This window comes from Chitinivorax sp. B, from assembly GCF_005503445.1.
GTDB lineage: Bacteria > Pseudomonadota > Gammaproteobacteria > Burkholderiales > SCOH01 > Chitinivorax.
Map to the genome: position 1 here is coordinate 58,742 of NZ_SCOH01000006.1, position 19,523 is coordinate 78,264.

At 59.2% G+C, this 19,523-nt stretch carries 6 protein-coding genes; all 6 read right to left on the reverse strand.

Annotated features, from left to right (window positions below):
- Positions 1 to 110: 110 nt before the first annotated feature.
- Complete coding sequence (locus FFS57_RS05660) at positions 111 to 12,755, reverse strand: non-ribosomal peptide synthetase (protein ID WP_137936793.1); 12,645 nt, start codon at positions 12,753 to 12,755, stop codon at positions 111 to 113.
- 79 nt (positions 12,756 to 12,834) lie between these two features.
- Entirely contained in the window at positions 12,835 to 13,617 is a 783-nt protein-coding gene (locus FFS57_RS05665) for an amidohydrolase (RefSeq protein WP_137936794.1), read from the reverse strand.
- Positions 13,599 to 14,300: a hypothetical protein gene (locus tag FFS57_RS05670; protein ID WP_137936795.1), complete on the reverse strand. Its 702-nt coding sequence runs from the start codon at positions 14,298 to 14,300 to the stop codon at positions 13,599 to 13,601. Before FFS57_RS05670 ends, FFS57_RS05665 begins: the two co-directional genes overlap by 19 nt.
- Positions 14,301 to 14,312: 12 nt before the next feature.
- Positions 14,313 to 15,566: an SDR family oxidoreductase gene (locus FFS57_RS05675; protein WP_137936796.1), complete on the reverse strand. Its 1,254-nt coding sequence runs from the start codon at positions 15,564 to 15,566 to the stop codon at positions 14,313 to 14,315.
- Positions 15,567 to 15,712: 146 nt separating this feature from the next.
- Positions 15,713 to 16,483, reverse strand: a complete 771-nt coding sequence (locus FFS57_RS05680; protein ID WP_137936797.1) for an SDR family NAD(P)-dependent oxidoreductase — start codon at positions 16,481 to 16,483, stop codon at positions 15,713 to 15,715.
- Positions 16,480 to 19,470, reverse strand: a complete 2,991-nt coding sequence (locus tag FFS57_RS05685; protein WP_137936850.1) for a PfaD family polyunsaturated fatty acid/polyketide biosynthesis protein — start codon at positions 19,468 to 19,470, stop codon at positions 16,480 to 16,482. Before FFS57_RS05685 ends, FFS57_RS05680 begins: the two co-directional genes overlap by 4 nt.
- Positions 19,471 to 19,523 lie beyond the last annotated feature (53 nt).

Consider the following 19,523-nt stretch of genomic DNA (forward strand, 5'->3'; position numbering starts at 1 on the left):
CTGCTGATAATTGGTGTGTTGTTTTTGCTTTAACCAGTACATCGAATGACGCCCGCCCATCAACCAGCCGATGAACGGGCTACTTACCCGTGCCGTGATGATTGGGCACCTTACTTGCTGACATCCATTTCCACGACTTGACGACCTGCCCGGGCAACCCGGGTGATCGCACTGACCGGTTTGGCCGGTTCCTGCTGCCGACGGACTGCAATCAATGCAGCCAGCTCAGCGATGGTGGGCTTGTCGAACACGTCCTGCACCGTGACGGCCACACCCAGTTGCTGTGTGATCCGCGCCATCACCCGCAGCGCTTTCAGGGAATGCCCACCCAGTTCAAAGAAGCTGTCATCGATACCGACTTCATCCAGCGCCAGTACTTCTCGCCAGATGGCCCAGAGCCCTTGTTCAATTTCGTTGCCAGGTGCACGGTGCACCTGGTTGCGGACCTGTTCGGGTTTGGGCAACGCCTTGTAATCGACCTTGCCATTAGCGGTCTGCGGCAACGCCGGTAACCACACAAAGTAAGTCGGCACCATATAGGCCGGCAGGCGGGTTTTCAGGAAGTCACGCAGCACAGCGTTGTCCGGCGTGACGTCATCGTTGGCCAGCAGATAAGCCACCAGATACTGTCCGTCCGCCCCTTCGCCATCGCGCCGCACGATCACGGCCGCCTGACGCACCGTCGGGTGATCCGCCAGCTGCGCCTCGATCTCGCCCAGCTCAATGCGGTAGCCACGCAGTTTGATCTGTTGATCGCGTCGACCGACATAATCCAGATTGCCATCCGCCAAGGCACGGACCAGATCGCCGGTCTTGTACAGGCGGCTGCCATCCACAAACGGGCTGTCGATGAAACGTTCCTGCGTCAGGGCTGGGCGATTCAGATAGCCACGTGCCACGCCCGCACCTCCGATGTACAGCTCACCCACCGCGCCAAACGGCACCGGACGTAACGCCGCATCCAGTACATACAGGCAGGTGTTGTCGATGGGCTGACCGATCGGCACATGTCCAGTATGGCGTTGACTGGCACCGAACTCGTGCACGCAGCAACCCACCACGGTTTCGGTCGGGCCGTATTCATTGAAGATGCGGATGGCCGGGGCATTGTCCTGCCAGGTTGCCAAGGCAGCCCCTTTCAACGCTTCGCCCCCCACCACCATCGCCGATACTCTGGCAGCGGCGCCGGCGGGCAGGGTCTGGCCGAGCAATTCCAGATGAACGGGCGTGATTTTCAGCAATTGCGAATCCCCAGCTGCCTGCAAATGGGTAGCCAAGGTGGTGGCATCCGCGTCGTCCGGCACCACCACAACCCGTCCACCGGCCATCAACGGCACCCACAAGCTGGTGATGGTGGCATCGAAGCTGATCGACGAATGTAGTAGCGCCTCGCTGTGTGGGCTCACCCGATAGGCACGGCAGGCATATTGCAGATAGTTGACCAGGCCGCGCTGCTCGATCATCACGCCCTTGGGTTGGCCGGTTGAACCCGAGGTATAGATGACATAAGCCAGGTCGCTGGCGGTCGGTTCTGCATTCACGATGCCGACCGACGCGGCTTGCGGCAGCGCGTCCATCAGCAAGGTGGTGCCGGCATGGCCAGGCAAGATGGCCTGCAAGGCATGATCGGTGATCAGCACCGCAGCCTGACTGTCGTTCAACAGATAGGCCACCCGTTCGGCCGGGTAGGCAGCGTCGATCGGCAGGTAGGCACCACCCGCCTTCCAGCTGGCCAGCATGGCCACCACCAGCGATGCCGAGCGGCGCAGATAGATGCCGACCAGCCGATCTCGCCCAATGCCTTGCTGACGCAGTACGGCAGCCAGTTGGCTGGCTTGGCGGTCCAGCTCGGCATAACGCAATACCGTGTCGCCATCCTGCACGGCAATGGCATCGGGCGTGGCGCGGGCCTGCTGTTCGAACAGCGCCTGCGCGCAACCATCGAAGAACGGCCGTGGCTGCGGTGCCCAGCACGCCAGCAGGGCCTGCTGCTCGTCCGGCTGCAACATGGCCACCTCACCCAGGGTCGCCTGATCGGCCTGCGCCAAGCCGACGATCAGCTGGGTCAGATGCCGCATCAGTTGCGCCGCCGTGGCAGCGGTGTAGTAGCGCAGATCGTAGTGCAGATGCCCATGCAGCCCATCTTGCGGTGACGCCACCACCGTCAGCGGGAAGTTGGTGCGCTCGGCGGCCTGATCGAACAGGAACAACGGCCGTGCACCCGACTGGCTGCCAGGGTAGTTCTCGAACACCACGATGGAATCGAACAGCGCACCAGGCCAGTCGATGCCTGCCTGCTGCTTGATATCAGCCAGCGACAGGCCCGCGTGCTGTTCGTTTTCCAGTTGTGCAGCCTGAATCTGCTGCAGCCAGCCCACCACCGGCAAGTCCTCGGCAACATTGACACGGGCCGGCACGGTACCGATGAACAGGCCAACCATGTTTTCAATGCCACGTAAGGCGTTGGCCCGGCCAGACACCGTCACACCGAACAGGCAATCCTGTGTGCCGCCATAACGGTTCAACAGCAGCGCCCAGGCGCCCTGCACCAAGGTGCTCAAGGTCAGGCGATGGCGACGGGCAAAGTGAGCCAATGCAACATCCTGCTCGGCCGTCAGGGCGAATTCAACGCGGCCGATGCCATCTTCTGTACCCAGCATGGCACGCGGTGCTGGCAGTGGCGTGGCCTCCTGCAGGCCCGCAAGCCGTTGTTGCCAGTGCCGTTGCGATGCCTGGCGCTGACTGTGTTGCCACTGCAGATAATCACGGAACGGCCGTGGCTGACCACCCAGCGACTGGCCACGGACCAATGCCGTGACTTCGTCCAGAAGCCGCTGCACAGACCAGCCATCAAGAATCGCGTGATGATGACTGAGTACCAAGTAGACCAAATCATGTGGCAGACGAATCAGTGTCACCCGATATAACGGTGCGGTCTGCAGATCGAAACCAGCCTGCAGATCGGCCATGCGCCAATCGGCCAACAGGCTGTCGGCATCCGTTCTGTCTGTCCAGTCCAGCACCTGCCAGACCGGCTCGACCTGTGCCAGCACAATCTGTAACGGACTGTCTGCCGTGCGGAGGTCAAAGCAGCTGCGCAGCAACGGATGCCGTTGTGCCACTTGCCGCCAGGCGGCCTGCAACTGTACGGGCTCGACTGCCTCGGTCAGGTGGAAACACAGTTGTTCGACATACAGGCTGGATTGCGGCGTGTTCAGTGCATGGAACACCATGCCTTCCTGCATCGCAGTCAATGGATAGATATCCACCAACTGCGGATAATGGGATTGCAATTGATCCAATGCTGGTTGACGCAATGTCGCCAGCGGGAAATCAGATGGCGTGTATTGTGGAACCGTCAATGCCTGACAATGTGCCACCAGCTCAGTCAGGTGACGCTGGAAAGCCTCTGCCAACGCCCGGATGGTGGCCTCGCGATGGCAGGTTTCGCTATAAGTCCACTCCACGGTCAAACTATCACCATAGACATAGGCATCCACCTCCAGCAGATAGGCACGATGATTCTCCGCGCTTTGCCGGCTACCTGTGGACACAGTCGACACACCCAGCAGTGGCGCCCGTTGGAAACTTTGCTCGAAACGCCCCAGATAGTTGAAACAGAGTTCACCTGTCGCCTTGTCCGACAGTGTCGCCGCCGGGCCCTGCGTCAACAGCCCGAACGCAGCATCCCGCTGTGCTAACTGACGTACCGCTTCTTTGACACCCTTGATCAGATGACTGGCGTCCAATGCGCCATCCAGGTTCAACACCACCGGATACAACGTAGTGAACCAGCCTAAGGTGCGGCTGACATCTGGTGCATCGAGCCAACCATCCCGGCCGTGGCCTTCCAGGTCGACCCGCAGTTCGCCATCGCCCAGCCATCCTTGCAGCGCTGCAGCCAGTGCAGCCAGCAGCAGATCGGCGGCATTGGCATGATAAGTGGCCGGCACGGCGCCCAGCAGGGCCTGTGTCAGACCGGCATTCAACGACAGCACATGTTTGCGCGAGGTGGCCACCGTATGACGATCGGTTTCACCCGTCAGATCTCGTGGCAGGCGCAGCATCGGGCGGGCCAGGTAGTCATGCCAGAACTGGTGTTGCGCTGGCCAATCCGCCGCTTGCGGTCTGCTTGTCAGGTACTGTGCCCAGCGCTGGAACGACGCCGTGCGGGCCGGCAATGCCGGCTGACGCCCGTCACGTAACGCCACATAGGCATCCAGCAGATCATCCAGCAGAATGCGCCAGGACACGCCATCGATCACCAGATGGTGAACCACCACCATCAGCAACGCCTTGTGATCGTCGTAAAGATACAGCGCTTTCAACATCGGCCCACTGGCAATATTCAACTCACGCTGGCATTGCGCCAGCGTCTGCCGCAAATAACCAGACTGTGTATCCGCCAACGGCAGCCGGCAACGCTGCAGGCGGAAGGCAGCGGCTTCACCGCTGATCTCGCCCTGCCATTGGCCATCCACCCGTCTTTGGTAACGGGTACGCAGCCCCTCGTGATGCTGCAAGACTGCGGCAAATGCCCCTTCCAATGCAGGTAGATCCACAGCTGGGTCAAGGTCAAACAGATAAGACTGATTGAAATGGTGTGGATTGGCCTGATTGTGCTGGAAGAACCAATGCTGGATTGGCGTCAGCGGCACGTGGCCTTGTGCCGGTAACTCGACAGCGCCTGCTGACGGGCTGTCGTCCAGCACACTGGCCAGTTCTGCAATGGTCTGATAGTCGAACATCATGCGCGGATTCAAGTTGAACCCCGCCTGACGGGCCTTGAACACGATCTGCAGGCTGAGAATGGAGTCGCCACCCAGCTCGAAGAAATTGTCGTGAATGCCGACCGGGCTCCGCTGCAGTACGGTTTGCCAGATGTCCACCAGCACCTGTTCCACCGCACTGCTGGCCGCGACCTGCGGCACTTGCGACACGGCGGGCTCGATACGGGCCAATGCATCGCGGTCGATCTTGCCGTTGGCAGTCAGCGGCATCATGGGCAACACGACGATGTCGGACGGCACCATATAGGCCGGCAAATGGCTGGCCAAATGCGCGCGGATCGGGGCGGTATCGGTGATGCCGCCTGCCAACACCGTATAGGCCACCAAATGCTTGCGGCCATGACGGGCCTGGATCAACGCGGCGGCCGCTTCCACCAGCGGGTGGCTGCACAGGGCGGCATCGATCTCGCCCAATTCGATACGGAACCCACGCAGCTTGATCTGGTGATCCTTGCGCCCCAGAAAGTGCAGGTTGCCGTCCGGCGCATACCGCACCAGGTCGCCCGTCTTGTAAAGCCGTGCCGATGTATCGTTGCTGAACGGGTGACGGATGAAGCGTTCGGCAGTCAGATCCGGCCGGTTCAGATAGCCACGGGCAAGACCCGCCCCACCGATATACAACTCACCCACCGCACCGACCGGCACCGGCTGCAACGCCTCATCCAGCACATACAGCTGCGTGTTGCGAATCGGCCTGCCGATCGGCACCGCCCCTGTCATGGTGCAATCGCCAGCAGCCACATCATAGATGCAGCAGCCCACGGTGGCCTCGGTCGGGCCGTATTCATTGATCACCCGCACTGCGGGGGCGTGGTCGCGCCAGAAACGCAGCGCGTTGGCATGCAATGCCTCGCCGCCAAGTACCAATACGGCGGTATGGCTGGCAGCTTGCGTCGGCAGGGTTTTGCTGAGCAACTCCACATGAGCTGGCGTAATCTTGGCCAGCGTCAGTGCGGCTTGCTCGCTCCACACTGCACCCAACTGCTCGATCTCGTTGTCTTCCGGCACGATGAACAGCTGCTTGCCCGTGATCAGCGGCACATACAGGCTGGTGATGGTGGCATCGAAGGCAATCGAGGAATGCATTGGGTTGCCAATGCCTTCGGGCCGGTCGTAACACGCCACAGCGTGTGCCAGATAGTTGGTCAGGCCGCGATGCGACATCATCACACCTTTGGGCTGCCCGGTCGAGCCAGAGGTGTAGATCACATAAGCCAGATCCTGCTGCGACACCGGCAGATCCAGATTATTGTCGGCCTCGTCCATCAGCTGGCTCTCCAGCTGATCCAACGACCAGGTCCGGCTATTGATGGCTGGCAAGGTGTCCAGCAACGCATCCTGCGTCAATACAATCGCCGCGGCAGAGTCGGCCAGCATGAAGGCAATGCGCTGGGCCGGGTAACCGGCATCGATCGGCAGGTAGGCCGCACCGGTTTTCAGCACCGCCAGGATCGCCACCACCAGTTGATCCGACCGCTTCAGGAACAGGCCCACCAGACTATCCGTACCTATGCCCGCTGCACGCAGTTGCCGCGCCAAACGGTTGGCACGCTGATTCAGCTGACGATAGCTGAGGCGCTGGCCATTGAAATGGCAGGCAATGGCATCCGGTGAGTGCCGCACCTGCGCTTCAAATTGTTGATGAGCACACCACGCCGGGATGGGTGCAGCGGTATTGTTCCAATCCTGCAAAATCAGTTGCTGCTCGGCGGCCGATAGCATCGGCAACTCGCCAACCGGCAGATCTGGTGCGCTGACCATGGCCTGCAACAAGCGTTGGAAGTGATCCGCCAGACGTTGAATGGTGGCCGGCAGGAACAAGCTGGCACGGTATTCGAACTTGCAGGTGAAGCCGTGCCCGCCTTCGTCAATAAACAAGGTCAGATCGAACTTGGCATCCTGCGTATCCACATTGGCATTGACGACCTGCAATGCCGTTGTGTCCGAGGCTGATGCGCGATGACCGGTAAACGCCAGCATTACCTGGAACAGGGATTCGGTAGCGCGGTCACGGGTGGTGTCCACAGCATCCACCACCTTGTCGAATGGCACTTCTTTATTCACCAAAGCGGCCTGAGTGCGGTCACGCACGGCTGTCAGCATGGCGTGTACCGATTGGCTGGCCACCACCTCGCCACGCAAGGCCAAAGTGTTCAGGAACAACCCGACCGTATGCTCCAGCTGCGGTAGCGGCCTGACCGACACGGGCACACCGATGGTAATGTCGCGCTCGCCGCTATAGCGATGCAACAGCACCTGCAATGCCATCAGCAGCACATTGAACGGCGTGGTGGCGCAATGTTTGGCCAGTTGGCGAATGGCCTGGGTGGTATCAGCATCGATCTGCAACGGTTTGCAACCGGCGCGGGACGAAGCCTGGGCATCGCGCGGAAAATCAGTTGGCAGGGTCAGTACCGGTGGCAAGGTCGCAAATACGGATTGCCAGTAGGCCAGCTGCGGCTGCCACTGAGCCTGACGGTGCAGCGAACGATCCCAGCGGGCAAAGCCTGCATAACTGATCGGCGACGGCGGCAGATTGGGTTCCTGCCCTGCCTGCAATGCTTGATAAATGATCACCAGCTCATCATCCAGCAATGCCAGTGAGGCTTCATCCAGCAGCAAGTGATGCGCCGTCAGGACCAATGCGCACTGACTGGGACTGGCAGTCAGGACCCGCAACCGATACAACGGTTGATCGACCAGCTCGAACGGCTTGGCGGCATCTGCCTGGGCGACTTCCTGCACTGCAGCCTGCCAACTGGCTTCGCTCAAGCCACCCAGGGTTTCGATCTGGTATCGGGCTGGCTCGCAGACCCCATGCTGGCTGACCAGCCCCCCATTGATCTGCAGGCGGGTATTGAATACCGCATGCCGGCTGAACAGTCGATCCAGGCTGCGGCACAACAGCCCCAGATTGATCTTGCCATGCAAGTACTTGATGGTGCAGATGGTATAGGCCGCGGCGGCTGGTGACAGTTGTTCGATGAACCACATGCGCTGTTGGGCGAAGCTTAATGGTGCCGGGCCTACGGCAGTCAGCAATGGGTCCAGCGTGCTGTGGCCTGCCATCGGGCGGGCCCGTTCAGCCAGTGCGGCCACGGTTTTCTGTTCGAACACATCCCGCACTGTCAAGGCCAGTTGGTGTTCGCTGGCCAACAACGCCACGGCTTTGGCTGCCAACAGCGAATGACCGCCCAGATCGAAGAAGGATGCATCCCGGCTTACGCCATCCCGACGCAGCAAGCTGCACCAGACAGCCGCAATCGCCTGCTCCACCTCACCTTGCGGGGGAGCTTTGTCCTGTGTCGTCTGCCCGTCACGACTCGGGCTGGGGAACAGCTTCCGGTCGACCTTGTTGTTGGGCAAGCGTGGAAATACCGTCATCGGCACCAATACGGCCGGCACCATGAAAGCCGGCAGGCTGGCGCGAACGTGATCCAGTATTGCCGCCACATCCACCGGCACGCCGGGTTCGACCAGCAGGTAACCGACGATGGCGCCGCCTTCCTGGTAGTCAGCCCGGACCATCGCAACAGCATCGATCACCTGGGGATGGCTACGCAATACCGTTTCGATTTCACCCAATTCGACACGGAAGCCACGCAGTTTCACCTGTTGGTCAATGCGGCCGAGATAATCGATATTGCCATCCGGCAGCCAACGTGCCAGATCGCCAGTCCGGTACAAGCGGCTGGTGCCACTGGCATCCAGCGGGTTGACGATGAACCGTTCTGCGGTCAGATCGGGGCGTTGGTGGTAACCCACTGCCAACCCGATCCCACCGATATACAGCTCGCCCGCCACGCCGATCGGCACCGGCTGCAGCTGTTCATCCAGCAGATGAATCTGGGTGTTGTGTAACGGTTGGCCGATGTGAATGCGCGATGCATCCGACGGCAGAATGGCGTTGGTGGCGCTGACGGTGGCCTCGGTCGGGCCATAGGAATTGACGAAGCGTCGGCCCACACTCCATTTTTGCAACAGATCCAGCCCGCACGCCTCTCCCGCCACGATCAACACAGCCAGATCGGGCAACGAGTCCTCCGGTAATGCTGCCAGTGCGGATGCTGGCAACGTGACATGCGTGACACGGAACCGTTTCAATTGCGCCAGCAGATCCGGGCCGGGCAGCAGGCTCATGGCCGGTGCCATCACCAGTGCGCTGCCGGCGCACAGTGTCATGACGATTTCCCAGATCGACGTGTCGAAACTGAACGAGGCAAATTGCAGCACGCGGCTACCCGCCCCCATTCCCAACAGATCGATTTCAGCCTCGGCCAGATTGCACACACCGCGATGACGAATCAGCACCCCCTTGGGGCGGCCCGTGGAACCGGAGGTATAAATGATGTAGGCAATGTCGTCTGCCGTGACCGAGACAGCCGGTGAATCGATCGGCCAAGCGGCAATGGCAGCCGCATCCCGATCGACATACAGCTTGCTGACGGCGGTATCCTGATAGACCTCGGCAAATTGCGACTGGGTCAACAACAAGTGCAGGCCAGCGTCTTCCATCATGAAACGGCGGCGTTCCAGTGGGTAGTCAGGATCGACTGGCACGTAGATGCCCCCCGCCTTCAGAATGGCCAGGAACCCCACCACCAGCTCAATCGAACGCTGGATACTGATCCCGACAGTCACGCCAGGCTTGACACCCAAACTGACCAAATGATGTGCCAACTGGTTGGCGCGTTCGTCCAACTCACGATAATTCACCACCTGATCTTCAAACATCACCGCGATGGCATCGGGGGTGCGCGCTGCTTGCTGCTCGATCAATTGATGTATGCCGCAGTCGTCGCTGAACGGGATGGCAGTATCGTTCCAGCCAGCCAGTAGCGTCTGTTCAGAGGGAGACACCAGGGGCAATGTCGCCAGATCCTGCTCTGGCATGGCCACCAGCGCGGCGACAAAGTATTCGAAATTGGCTGCCATGCGGTGCAGCGTGTCGGCATCGAAACGATCGGCGGCATATTCCCACACACCTTGCAATTGGATGCCGTCGTCCCACATTTCCAACGTCAGGTCATATTTGGCGGTACCGATATCCAGCTGCTCCGGTGCGGACAGGCTGACCGGGCCGATCCGGCTGGCTGCCGGCAACGCGCCTTGATAGGCAAACATGACCTGAAACAATGGCGATACACCCAGGCTGCGTGGTGGGTTCAGCAATTCCACCAATGTATCGAACGGCATGGTCTGATGACGCAGGGCGTCCAGTGTGGTCTGGCGTACCTGGCCCAGCAGCTGCAGGAAATGGCTACCCGGCGAAACTTGATTGCGGATCACCAGGATATTGACGAAAAATCCGACCAGTTCTGCCAAGGCAGGATGCTGACGATTGGCCACGGGCGTACCGATCAGCACGTCACGCTGTTGCGTATAACGTTGCAGGAAAGCCGTCAAGGCAGCCAGCAACGTCATATACAACGTCACGCCGTGCCGGTTGGCCAAGCTCGCCAACGAGCGACTCAAATCGGCAGGCAGGCAGAATGCAAATCGCGCACCACGCTGGCTGGGGGTGGGCGATGGTTCGTGATCATAAGGCAGTTGCGCCACCGGCAATTGACCGCGCAGTTGCTGCTGCCAGTATTGCCGGGCCTGTACCAGCGCCGGGCTGGCTGACTGGGCTGCTTGCCAGTCGGCCACATCCAGCAACGTCAGCGGTTCTGCCGATTGCTCGGTCGGCTGCCCCTCCAAAGCCTGACTATAGGCGGCTTGCAACTCAGACCACAGCTGGTTGAACGACCATGCATCGCCCGCAATGTGGTGCAGGCATATACCCAGCCAATGGGTTGCCGGACCGGTATTGATTACCGTCACCCGCAGCAGCTCACCCTGTGCCAGGTCAAATGGCTGGCGCGCTGCATCCAGCAAGGTGGCCTGAGCAGCGGACTCATCCGGCCGTTGTTGATGCTGAATTACCAACCCGGTTGCGGGCAGGATCGCTGCCTGTACCTCACCCTGTGCCAGCCAGAAGCGGGTACGCAGGGCCGCGTGTCGTGCCACCAGCCCATCCATGGCCTGCTGCAACGCGGTCAGTGCCAGTGGGCCTTGCCACTGGGCGACATAGGCCATGTTGTAGACAATGCTGTCCGGCTGCAGATGCTGATGGAAGAAGATACGTTGTTGATCCTGAGTGGGCTTGCCATGATGACGGCCACTGGCCACCCATGTTAGGTTGGCATCAGCCTGATGGGTCGCCAGGTATTGATCCAGTGCCGACAAAGTGGGTGCCTGGAAGAAATCGGCAAATGGGATGGCGACCCCGGTTTGTGCCTGGATTTGCGCCAACATGCGAATCGCCAGTAATGATGTACCACCCAGCTCGAAAAAACCGTCCTGCAGTCCCATCGCATCCACCGCCAGTACCTGCTGCCAGATACCTGCCAGCAGACATTGTGACAAAGTGGTCGGCGCCTCGTGTCCAGCCGTGCTGGCGCGCAGGTTCAGCCCGGGCTGCAGCGCCTTGCGGTCGATCTTGCCATTGGGCAACATCGGAAAACTGTCCACCTGGCGGAAATGACCAGGAATGGCCGCCGGTATCAGATACTGGGCCAGAAATGCCTGCCAGCCATCGCGATCCAGCATGGCGGCCGCTGGCTTGAGCTTCAGGTAGGCGACCAGCACGGTCTGCCCTGCCCCACCCTTGACAGCTTGGACAATGGCTTGCTGCACATGGTTGTGACGCTCTAGCAGGCTTTCGATCTCACCTGGTTCAATGCGTTGGCCATCGATCTTGATCTGGAAGTCCTTGCGACCGATCAGCTCCAGGTTACCGTCAGCCAACCGCCTGCCGATGTCACCTGTGCGATAGAGCTTTACCCCGGCCAATTTACCTCGGCCGTTGAAAAAGCGCGCCTTGTCCGCGGCCTCAGCCTGCAGATAACCGGCTGACATATATGGGGTTGCAATCAATACCTCGCCTGCGCTGTCATCAGTCAGCGGCTGGTCGTATGCATCCACCACATAAGCGGTGGCAGCGTCGATCGGACGGCCGACTGGTACCACAGTACGATGACGATCCGCCTCCGTCACGGCATGGCATAGTTTGGCCAACGTGGTTTCGGTCGGACCATATAGGTTCACCAAGCGTGCTTCCGGCAGATCCAGTGCATAGAATTTGTCGACCAGTGAGCCTTTCAGCATTTCACCGGCCAATGCACCTACCCGCAGGCTACGCAGCTGTTGGGCAGCGGTTGGCTGTTCCAGCAGAATCTGGAACAGCGACGGAATCATATGGGTAATGCTGATGCGCTGGCTGTCAAACCAGGCCAGCAACGCAGCCGGCGTATAGACCAGATCGCGGCTGGGTGGCAGACATAGCGTGGCGCCATTAAGCAACGGCAACAACAGATCACGCAGGAATGGGTCGAACATCTGGGCGGTCAGCATGCTGACGCGGTCGGCCAGGGTGACCTGAAGCGCCTTGCTTTCCCAGCGGATGAACTGCAACAGGCTGTCGGTACGGCCCAATACGCCTTTCGGGGTACCGGTCGAGCCGGACGTGAAGTACAGGTAGGCATGCTCCGCCGCAGGCCAGCGTGTGGTCCAATCTGGGCAGGCTGACGATGCGCCCAGTTCGTCCAGTAACAGTACCGGCGGGCGCGGAGCATCCGCCAATGCGGCATCGAGCAAGCTCAGCCAGCGCCGCTCGGTCACGATCAAGCCCATGTCGATCTGTGACAATAGCGCCATCAGTCGACTGACGGGCACGGCCGGGTCAACCGGCACGAACACCCGGCCAGCACCGAAGATGCCCAGTGCGCTTTGCACCAGCCCCAACTGCTGCGGTAGCAGCGTTACCACCATCCGGCCCTGGCCGGCTTGCTCCACAATCGCCTGTTGCACACGGGCCACATCCTGCAGCAACGCCCGATAGCTCACCTGAATGCCGTCACCTTCGATTGCAATTTGATCTGGATAACGTGCTGCAATGTGACTGAATTCAAGCAATATATTCATTCCGCACTTTCAAGAAAATTGGCCCAACCGGCCGGCAACGTCAGGTCACCGGCTTGACACATTCCTGCGTGATATCAACTCAAACGCACAGCTCGTAGCGATCTGCATCCTTCAGGAACGGGAACTGCGTACGCACCTCGTCTAGCAAAGCACGGGACAGGGTTTCGGTGTGAATACGCTCCTGGTTGCGTTCGTGGAATAACACCTCGCCCAACGGGTCGATCACCATCGAATCGCCGCTGTAACGGATACCGTTGCCATCGGTGCCAACGCGATTCACGCCCACCACATAGCTCTGGTTTTCGATGGCACGGGCAGGCAACAGTGCCTGCCAGTGACGTGCACGGCGCTCCGGCCAGCTGGCGATGTACAGCGCCAGGTCATACTTGGCCTGCAGATTGCGCGACCACACGGGGAAGCGCAGGTCGTAACAAATGAAGGTGGCAATGCGCCAGCCGTTCAACTCCACGATCAATGGCTCGCTGCCGGGGGTGTAGTGATCATGCTCGCCAGCAAACGAGAACAAATGCTTCTTGTCATAAGTCCGCAGGCTGCCATCGGGCTTGGCCCAGATCAGGCGGTTGAAATACCGGCCATCCTCTTCAATGGCCACGCTGCCAACCACATCGGCTTGTTTGGCTTGTGCGGTTTCGCGCAACCACGCCACCGCCTTGCCATCCATGGTTTCGGCAATACCCGTCGGGCGCATGCTGAAGCCGGTGGTGAACATCTCTGGCAGTACAATCAACTGCGAGCCCTGGACAGCGTGCAGTTGTTCACTCATCCGACCCAGGTTGTCGTCAATGGCTTCCCAGGCGATGTCGGTCTGGGCCAAGGTCAGCGTCAAATCGTGTTGTTGCATGATGTGTGTTCCCAATTGTTCAGAATGACTTCATTACGGTCGTCTTGCTCCTTGCTCACTTCGCGCATCAGAATGAAGCCGTCGCCATCCGGCACATACCAACCCACGCCGGTCGTACGCCGCTTGCGCGATTCGAACGACACTACCTGGGTGATACGTTCGGCACCGGCCAGGGCCAGTGTCTCTGGCGGTAACAGGCGAAACTGCACCTGATCGATGTCGAAGTGATCCAGGTCCAGCACCCGCAACACCGCCTGCTGTCGCTGACTTCGCAAAAAGCAGACGGCGGCATCTTCGCTGGTGGCATCGATATCGGTCAGCTGAAAACGCTCGGTGCGGAGATGGTCTTCCTTGATATTCACAGTGAGCTGGCCCCCTTCGCGCTCACCGGTGACAGCAGCCTTCTCGCCATCTTCGGTCGACAACCCGGCATAACGACTGAGCCCCTGCCCATCCAGAATCATTTCTTCTTCCGAATCGAGCACATAGTCCGACCAAAGCCCGCTGACGCGGAGTGACATCTGGTTGCGCAGAAACAGCGCCGGTTCACCTGCCAGTTGCACCAATTGCCGCTGGACATGGATATGTCCGATCGGCTCGTTGTTGCACAACACCTGGTATTGCAACGTATGTCCGTTCCCGGTTGGGGCCGGGCTGAGGGTCTGGATCGGGTCAGCAAACATGGATGCCTCGTCTTATACGGCCATGGCCGGTTCGCTCAGGTCGGCGTCGTACAGGCTTTCCATGTAGCCACCCCCCATGACGATTTCGCGGATCTCAGCCAACGGTTGCTGTGCTGATGGCGGTACCAGAAAACCCACTTGCACGGCATAGTCGAGATAACGCGATAACAGCACCTGATCTGACTCATGGCAGCGGATATCGGTATCCGCCAGCAACGCATCGATCTGTGTGGTGTCGTATTTCGCGCACTCCTTGCAATCGCTGCCGTCATAGAAAATCGACAGCAGATCGGTGAAGGTAGAGCGGTACGGCTTGCCACCCTTGACCACCCGGCCTTGCTGCAGTGCTTCGAAATAGCGCTGGGTTTCCTCTTCATTCACCGTGTAGCCATGGATACGCAAGGCCACCACGATGTCGTCGTAGGTGATCGGATTCGGATTGGTCAGATTGAACGTACGATGGTTGGTGACATGCAGGTTCATCACTGCATGCAGTGCCGCCTTGGCCACGTAATCCACCGGGGTGATGTCGAAATCCTCATCCGATGGGAAGGTAACCCCAGTTTCCACCAGCGATTTGAGCATTTCGTAATAGATGCCCTTCACCTTGGTCTGCTTGAGCGGATAGCAACCAGTGACACTGTCGCCCCAGATATTGCCCGGGCGCACAATCACCCAGTCCAGCCCGCGTTTGCCAGCTTCATGCACCAGGTTTTCCGCTTCGAACTTGGACCGTTCATAGTCCATTTCTTCAAAGCCCTGACCGACATCCAGATCCGTCTCCTTGAGCACAAAACCCGGTTCGTACAGCTTGTCGCCGGTCATGCTGAAACTGGAGGTAAACATCAACGGAATCTTGCCGGTCAGGCAGAATTCGATCATGTTGGCCACGCCACCCACATTCACTGGGGCAATCTTGTTGTAGGACGCCACCAGACTGACGTTGGCTGCGCAATGCAACACCACGTCGATCGAGTTCACCAGCTCGTCATAGCTATCGTCACTCAGACCCAACTTGGGCTGGCTGACATCACCCAATACCGGGATGATGCGCCAGGTCTCATCCTTCAGAATGCGCTCCTCGTCATAGCAGAACAGCACATCTTCAATGCGGCGCATCGCCGCTTCATGATTCTCTGCACGTACCACGCAATACACATAGGCTTCCGTGGTCCGCAGGATTTCCTGCAACAGTCTGCCACCCATCACACCGGTGGCACCGGTCAATACGATATTGCTAACGGTCGTCTTGGCCCGATAATTCATTGCGAGCACCTCCCAAACGAAATGCATTCATCAACACGGGGTGGGCCAGCGATTCACATCGCCGCCCGGTGCCCCATCGGTACTGCCTCAACAACTGGGCAACACGAAAAACCGCAAGAAGGCCGGTTTTTCGTACTACCCGTCTACTACAACGTCCCGACCCGCATCCCGCCATCGATCGGAATCACGGCGGCATTCAGGTAGTTGGATTTGCAGGTTGCCAGGAATGTCACCACTTCAGCGATATCCTCTGGCGTCCCCCAACGACCCACCGGCACGATAGATTTGACGATCTTGGTCTCATCCACCGACATGGCCACCGCTTCCTGATCGACAAACTGGGTCAGCATGTTGGTCTTGCAAATGCCTGGAGCAATAGCAGTGACGCTGATGTTCAGCGGCCCCAGCTCGCGCGCCCAGGATTCTGATGCTTTGATCAACCCTGCTTTCGAAGCAGCATAAGCCGCCCCACCTGCCGAACCCCAGATGCCGGCCACCGATGCGATATTGATGATGCGGCCATACTTCAACCGCGCCATCAGGCGTGAAAACACCGCGGTGCAATTGAATGCACCGGTCAGATTCACATCGATCACCTGACGCGACAACGCCACGCTTTTTTCCGACAGGCAGAAACCACGACCGATGATGCCGGCGTTGTTCACCAGTACGGTCAGGTTGGGCCCCAGGCGTTCGGTAATGTCCAGGGCGGCCTGTTCCACCTGATCGGCATCGGTAACATCCATCACAAATGTCTTCAGATGTTCCGGATAACCCAGGTACTGCCCCAACCGCTCCAACGCGGCCGGGTCCCGGTCGGTGGCCGCCACCGCATAACCGACCTCCAGCAGCGATTTGCTGATGGCCGCACCGAAGCCGCCAGCGGCCCCGGTGACGACGGCGATCTGACGACTCACGCTGCCTCTCCTTCCTTGAAGGTGATGTCGATCACCTTCTTGGCATTGGCCATGGCATCGAAGATGCGTTCTTCGAAGAAGCGCACGTCATCCTGATTCATCAGCAGGTTGGAATAGATACGTGACAGCGGCGAGAACTGGATGCCGTAACGCTTGGAGATCTCGCGGATGATGATGTCGCAGAACTTGACCTTGTCGCTGTAGCCTTCCGAGCGATCGACAGTGGTGTCTTGCGAGTGGTAGACCAACGCTGTCGGCATACCTTGCACCACCAGCGGCAGATCATTGGCGTGCGCAGCACGGATGAATGCGTCGCAGATCTGCGAGGTGAAACCTGCCATGCGGTCGTAGCAACCCGGGTCCTGCTCGACCAGGTCGAACGTGGCCTTGATGGCTGCCAGGCCCAGCGGGTAACCGTTGAAGGTACCTGCATGGATCACCTTGCCGCGGGTGTACATGTCCATGATGTCGCGACGGCCGGCGATAGCCGAAATCGGCATGGAACCGCCACCCAGTGCCTTACCGAAGGTGGACAGGTGCGGTGTCACACCCAGGATACCTTGCGCACCGGACAGACCCAGACGAACACCGGTGATGATTTCGTCGAAAATCAGTACGATGTTGTACTTCTCGCAGATCTCCTTGGCACGCTCCAGGTAGCCTTCACGCGGCAGAATGCCCCCACCGTTGATGCAGATCGGTTCCATCAGTACTGCAGCGATCTCGCCGTGATAGCGCTCGATGGTAGCTTCCAGAATCTGGATATCGTTCCAAGGCAGTACGAAGGATTGCGAATCCATCACACCGTCGGCACGACCCAGTGTATCCAGCAAGTCGCCCTTGAACTGTTCCGGAACGGGGTAGCTCAGGTCCTTCTTCTTGCGCCAACCCATGATGTTGTCGGCGTTGCCATGGTAGTGGCCGTGGAAACGGATAAACCGGTTCTTGCCTGTAAAGCCACGTGCCAGACGCAATGCGTTCTGTACAGCCTCGGTACCGCTCAAGCAGAAGCGGACCATTTCTGCGCATGGGATGTGCTTGATCATCTGGGTGCAGACTTCTACTTCCAGATCGCAGGTGTCCACCGAGGTGACCTTCTGCATGTACTTGATCAGCGCTTCGTTATAGGCCTCGTTGTGATGGCCGACGAACAGGGCGCCAAATTTGCAGAACAAGTCCAGGTGCTCATTGCCATCCAGATCCCAGACGCGTGAATTGCGGCCACGATTGAACGGAATCACCAGTGGGCGTTCCGGATCGCCGAAGTTGTAATGGGTACCACCTGGTAACAACTCCCAGCATTGCTTGTAAAAATCTTTCGACTTGTTCAACGACAGTTTGGTATCGGCTTCCATTTGCTTGCGATCCTCTTCCTTACGGATGGTTGGGGGGGTAGAAGGCAATTGGGACTCGGTCGGGTCGGTGTCATCCGGCTCGACCAGTCGAGCACTGCCCGGCTGATAGCGGCGCAGCAGTTCGGGTACTTGTACACCCAGTTGCTGCAAGGCATTGACACGACTCAGGTAGGCTGCACCGGCCATCAGTTCGACAGCCATGTCGGTCACGTGACGTTGTTCGACAGTCTCCAGGATGCTGCCTTTCAACCATTCGTTGGCAGCGCCCATGGCAGACCCGCACCACACCTGATAGTCCACCGCGCGTTCGCTGCTGCCGGAGATGGCCCAGCGTGATGATTGACCCAGATACCACTGGAACAACAACGCCATTTTCTTCTTCGGGTTGGCGCTGGCGGTGACAATCACTGCCTCATTGCCGCGTGACTTAAAGAATGCTTCCGTCTCGGCCCATACCTGGGCCAAAGGCTGTTTGAAGATGGATTGCTCAAGGTTGGCAATCTCTGCCGCCGGAATGTCTTCGATCGATTCATACTGCTTGTACAGGCCGTACAACTTCTGGGCGCGCACCGCATACATGCTGCCACCCTTCAGTACCTGTACCTTGGCTCCCAGCTCGAACATGTCGGCAGATGGCGCCATCGCCACATCATGAATCTTGGCTTTGCCCAGCAACTGTTTGACCTGCGGAGAGGTACCCGCCTCCACGCAGGCCTGATTGATCGACCCGGTCACCACATAGGCCGCACCCATTGCAAATGCACCCAGTACAGCATGTGGTGAACCCAGACCACCGGCAGCACCGACCCGTACCTGGAACGGGTACTGGAACTTTTCCGCTAGCTCATCACGTTGATCGGCGATAGAACGGAAGATGCAACTCAGTACACCACTGTCGGTATGGCCACCGGAATCACCTTCTACAGTGATGTCGTCCGCCATCGGCACGCGGGAAGCCAACCAGGCCTGCTGTTCGGTGATCAACCCTTCGGCCAGCAACTTGCGCACGATCTTTTCTGGCGCCGGGCTGAGGAAGTGTTGTGCCACTTCGCGACGAGATACTTTGGCAATCACGCGATTACGGCGGATCACCGTGTCGTCCTCACCCCGCTCCAGGCCCTTGATGCGGTAGTAGACAATCGCCGACGACAGGTTGACGTAGGCCGAAGCCTCCACCACTTTCACATCCTGCTCGATGAACAGCTTGACGCAGGCCATCTCCCAATCAGGCTGACTGGGGTTATGCAGAAGATTGATGGCATACGGGCCATTCGGCAGCGCTTCCTTGATCCGGCGGATGGCCGTACGGATGCGATCCAGTGTCAGGCCGCCGGCACCAAAGGCGCTGAGAATGCGTCTGGCACCCAGCGCAATCACCATTTCTTCGGAATTGATGCCACCCGCCATCGCGCCGGCGTAATAGGCAAACCGCACGCCGTAGTCATGCAGGAAGGTCGGGTCACCGAAGTATTCCGGCAGGCAGGCAGGTACCACGCCCAGGCAACCTACCTGGCCCTGGCTCGTCAAGCTGCCTGCCGCTTCCAGCACTGCCAATTCCTGCTGCTGCAGCACATACAGCGGCTTGGCCAGTTCCAGCAATTTGCTCTGGGCCTGGCTCAGCGTTTGCAGCATCTTGCCTGGCTGCCCCTGCCACTGATAAGGCGGTGGCGCAAAACGCGGTGCCA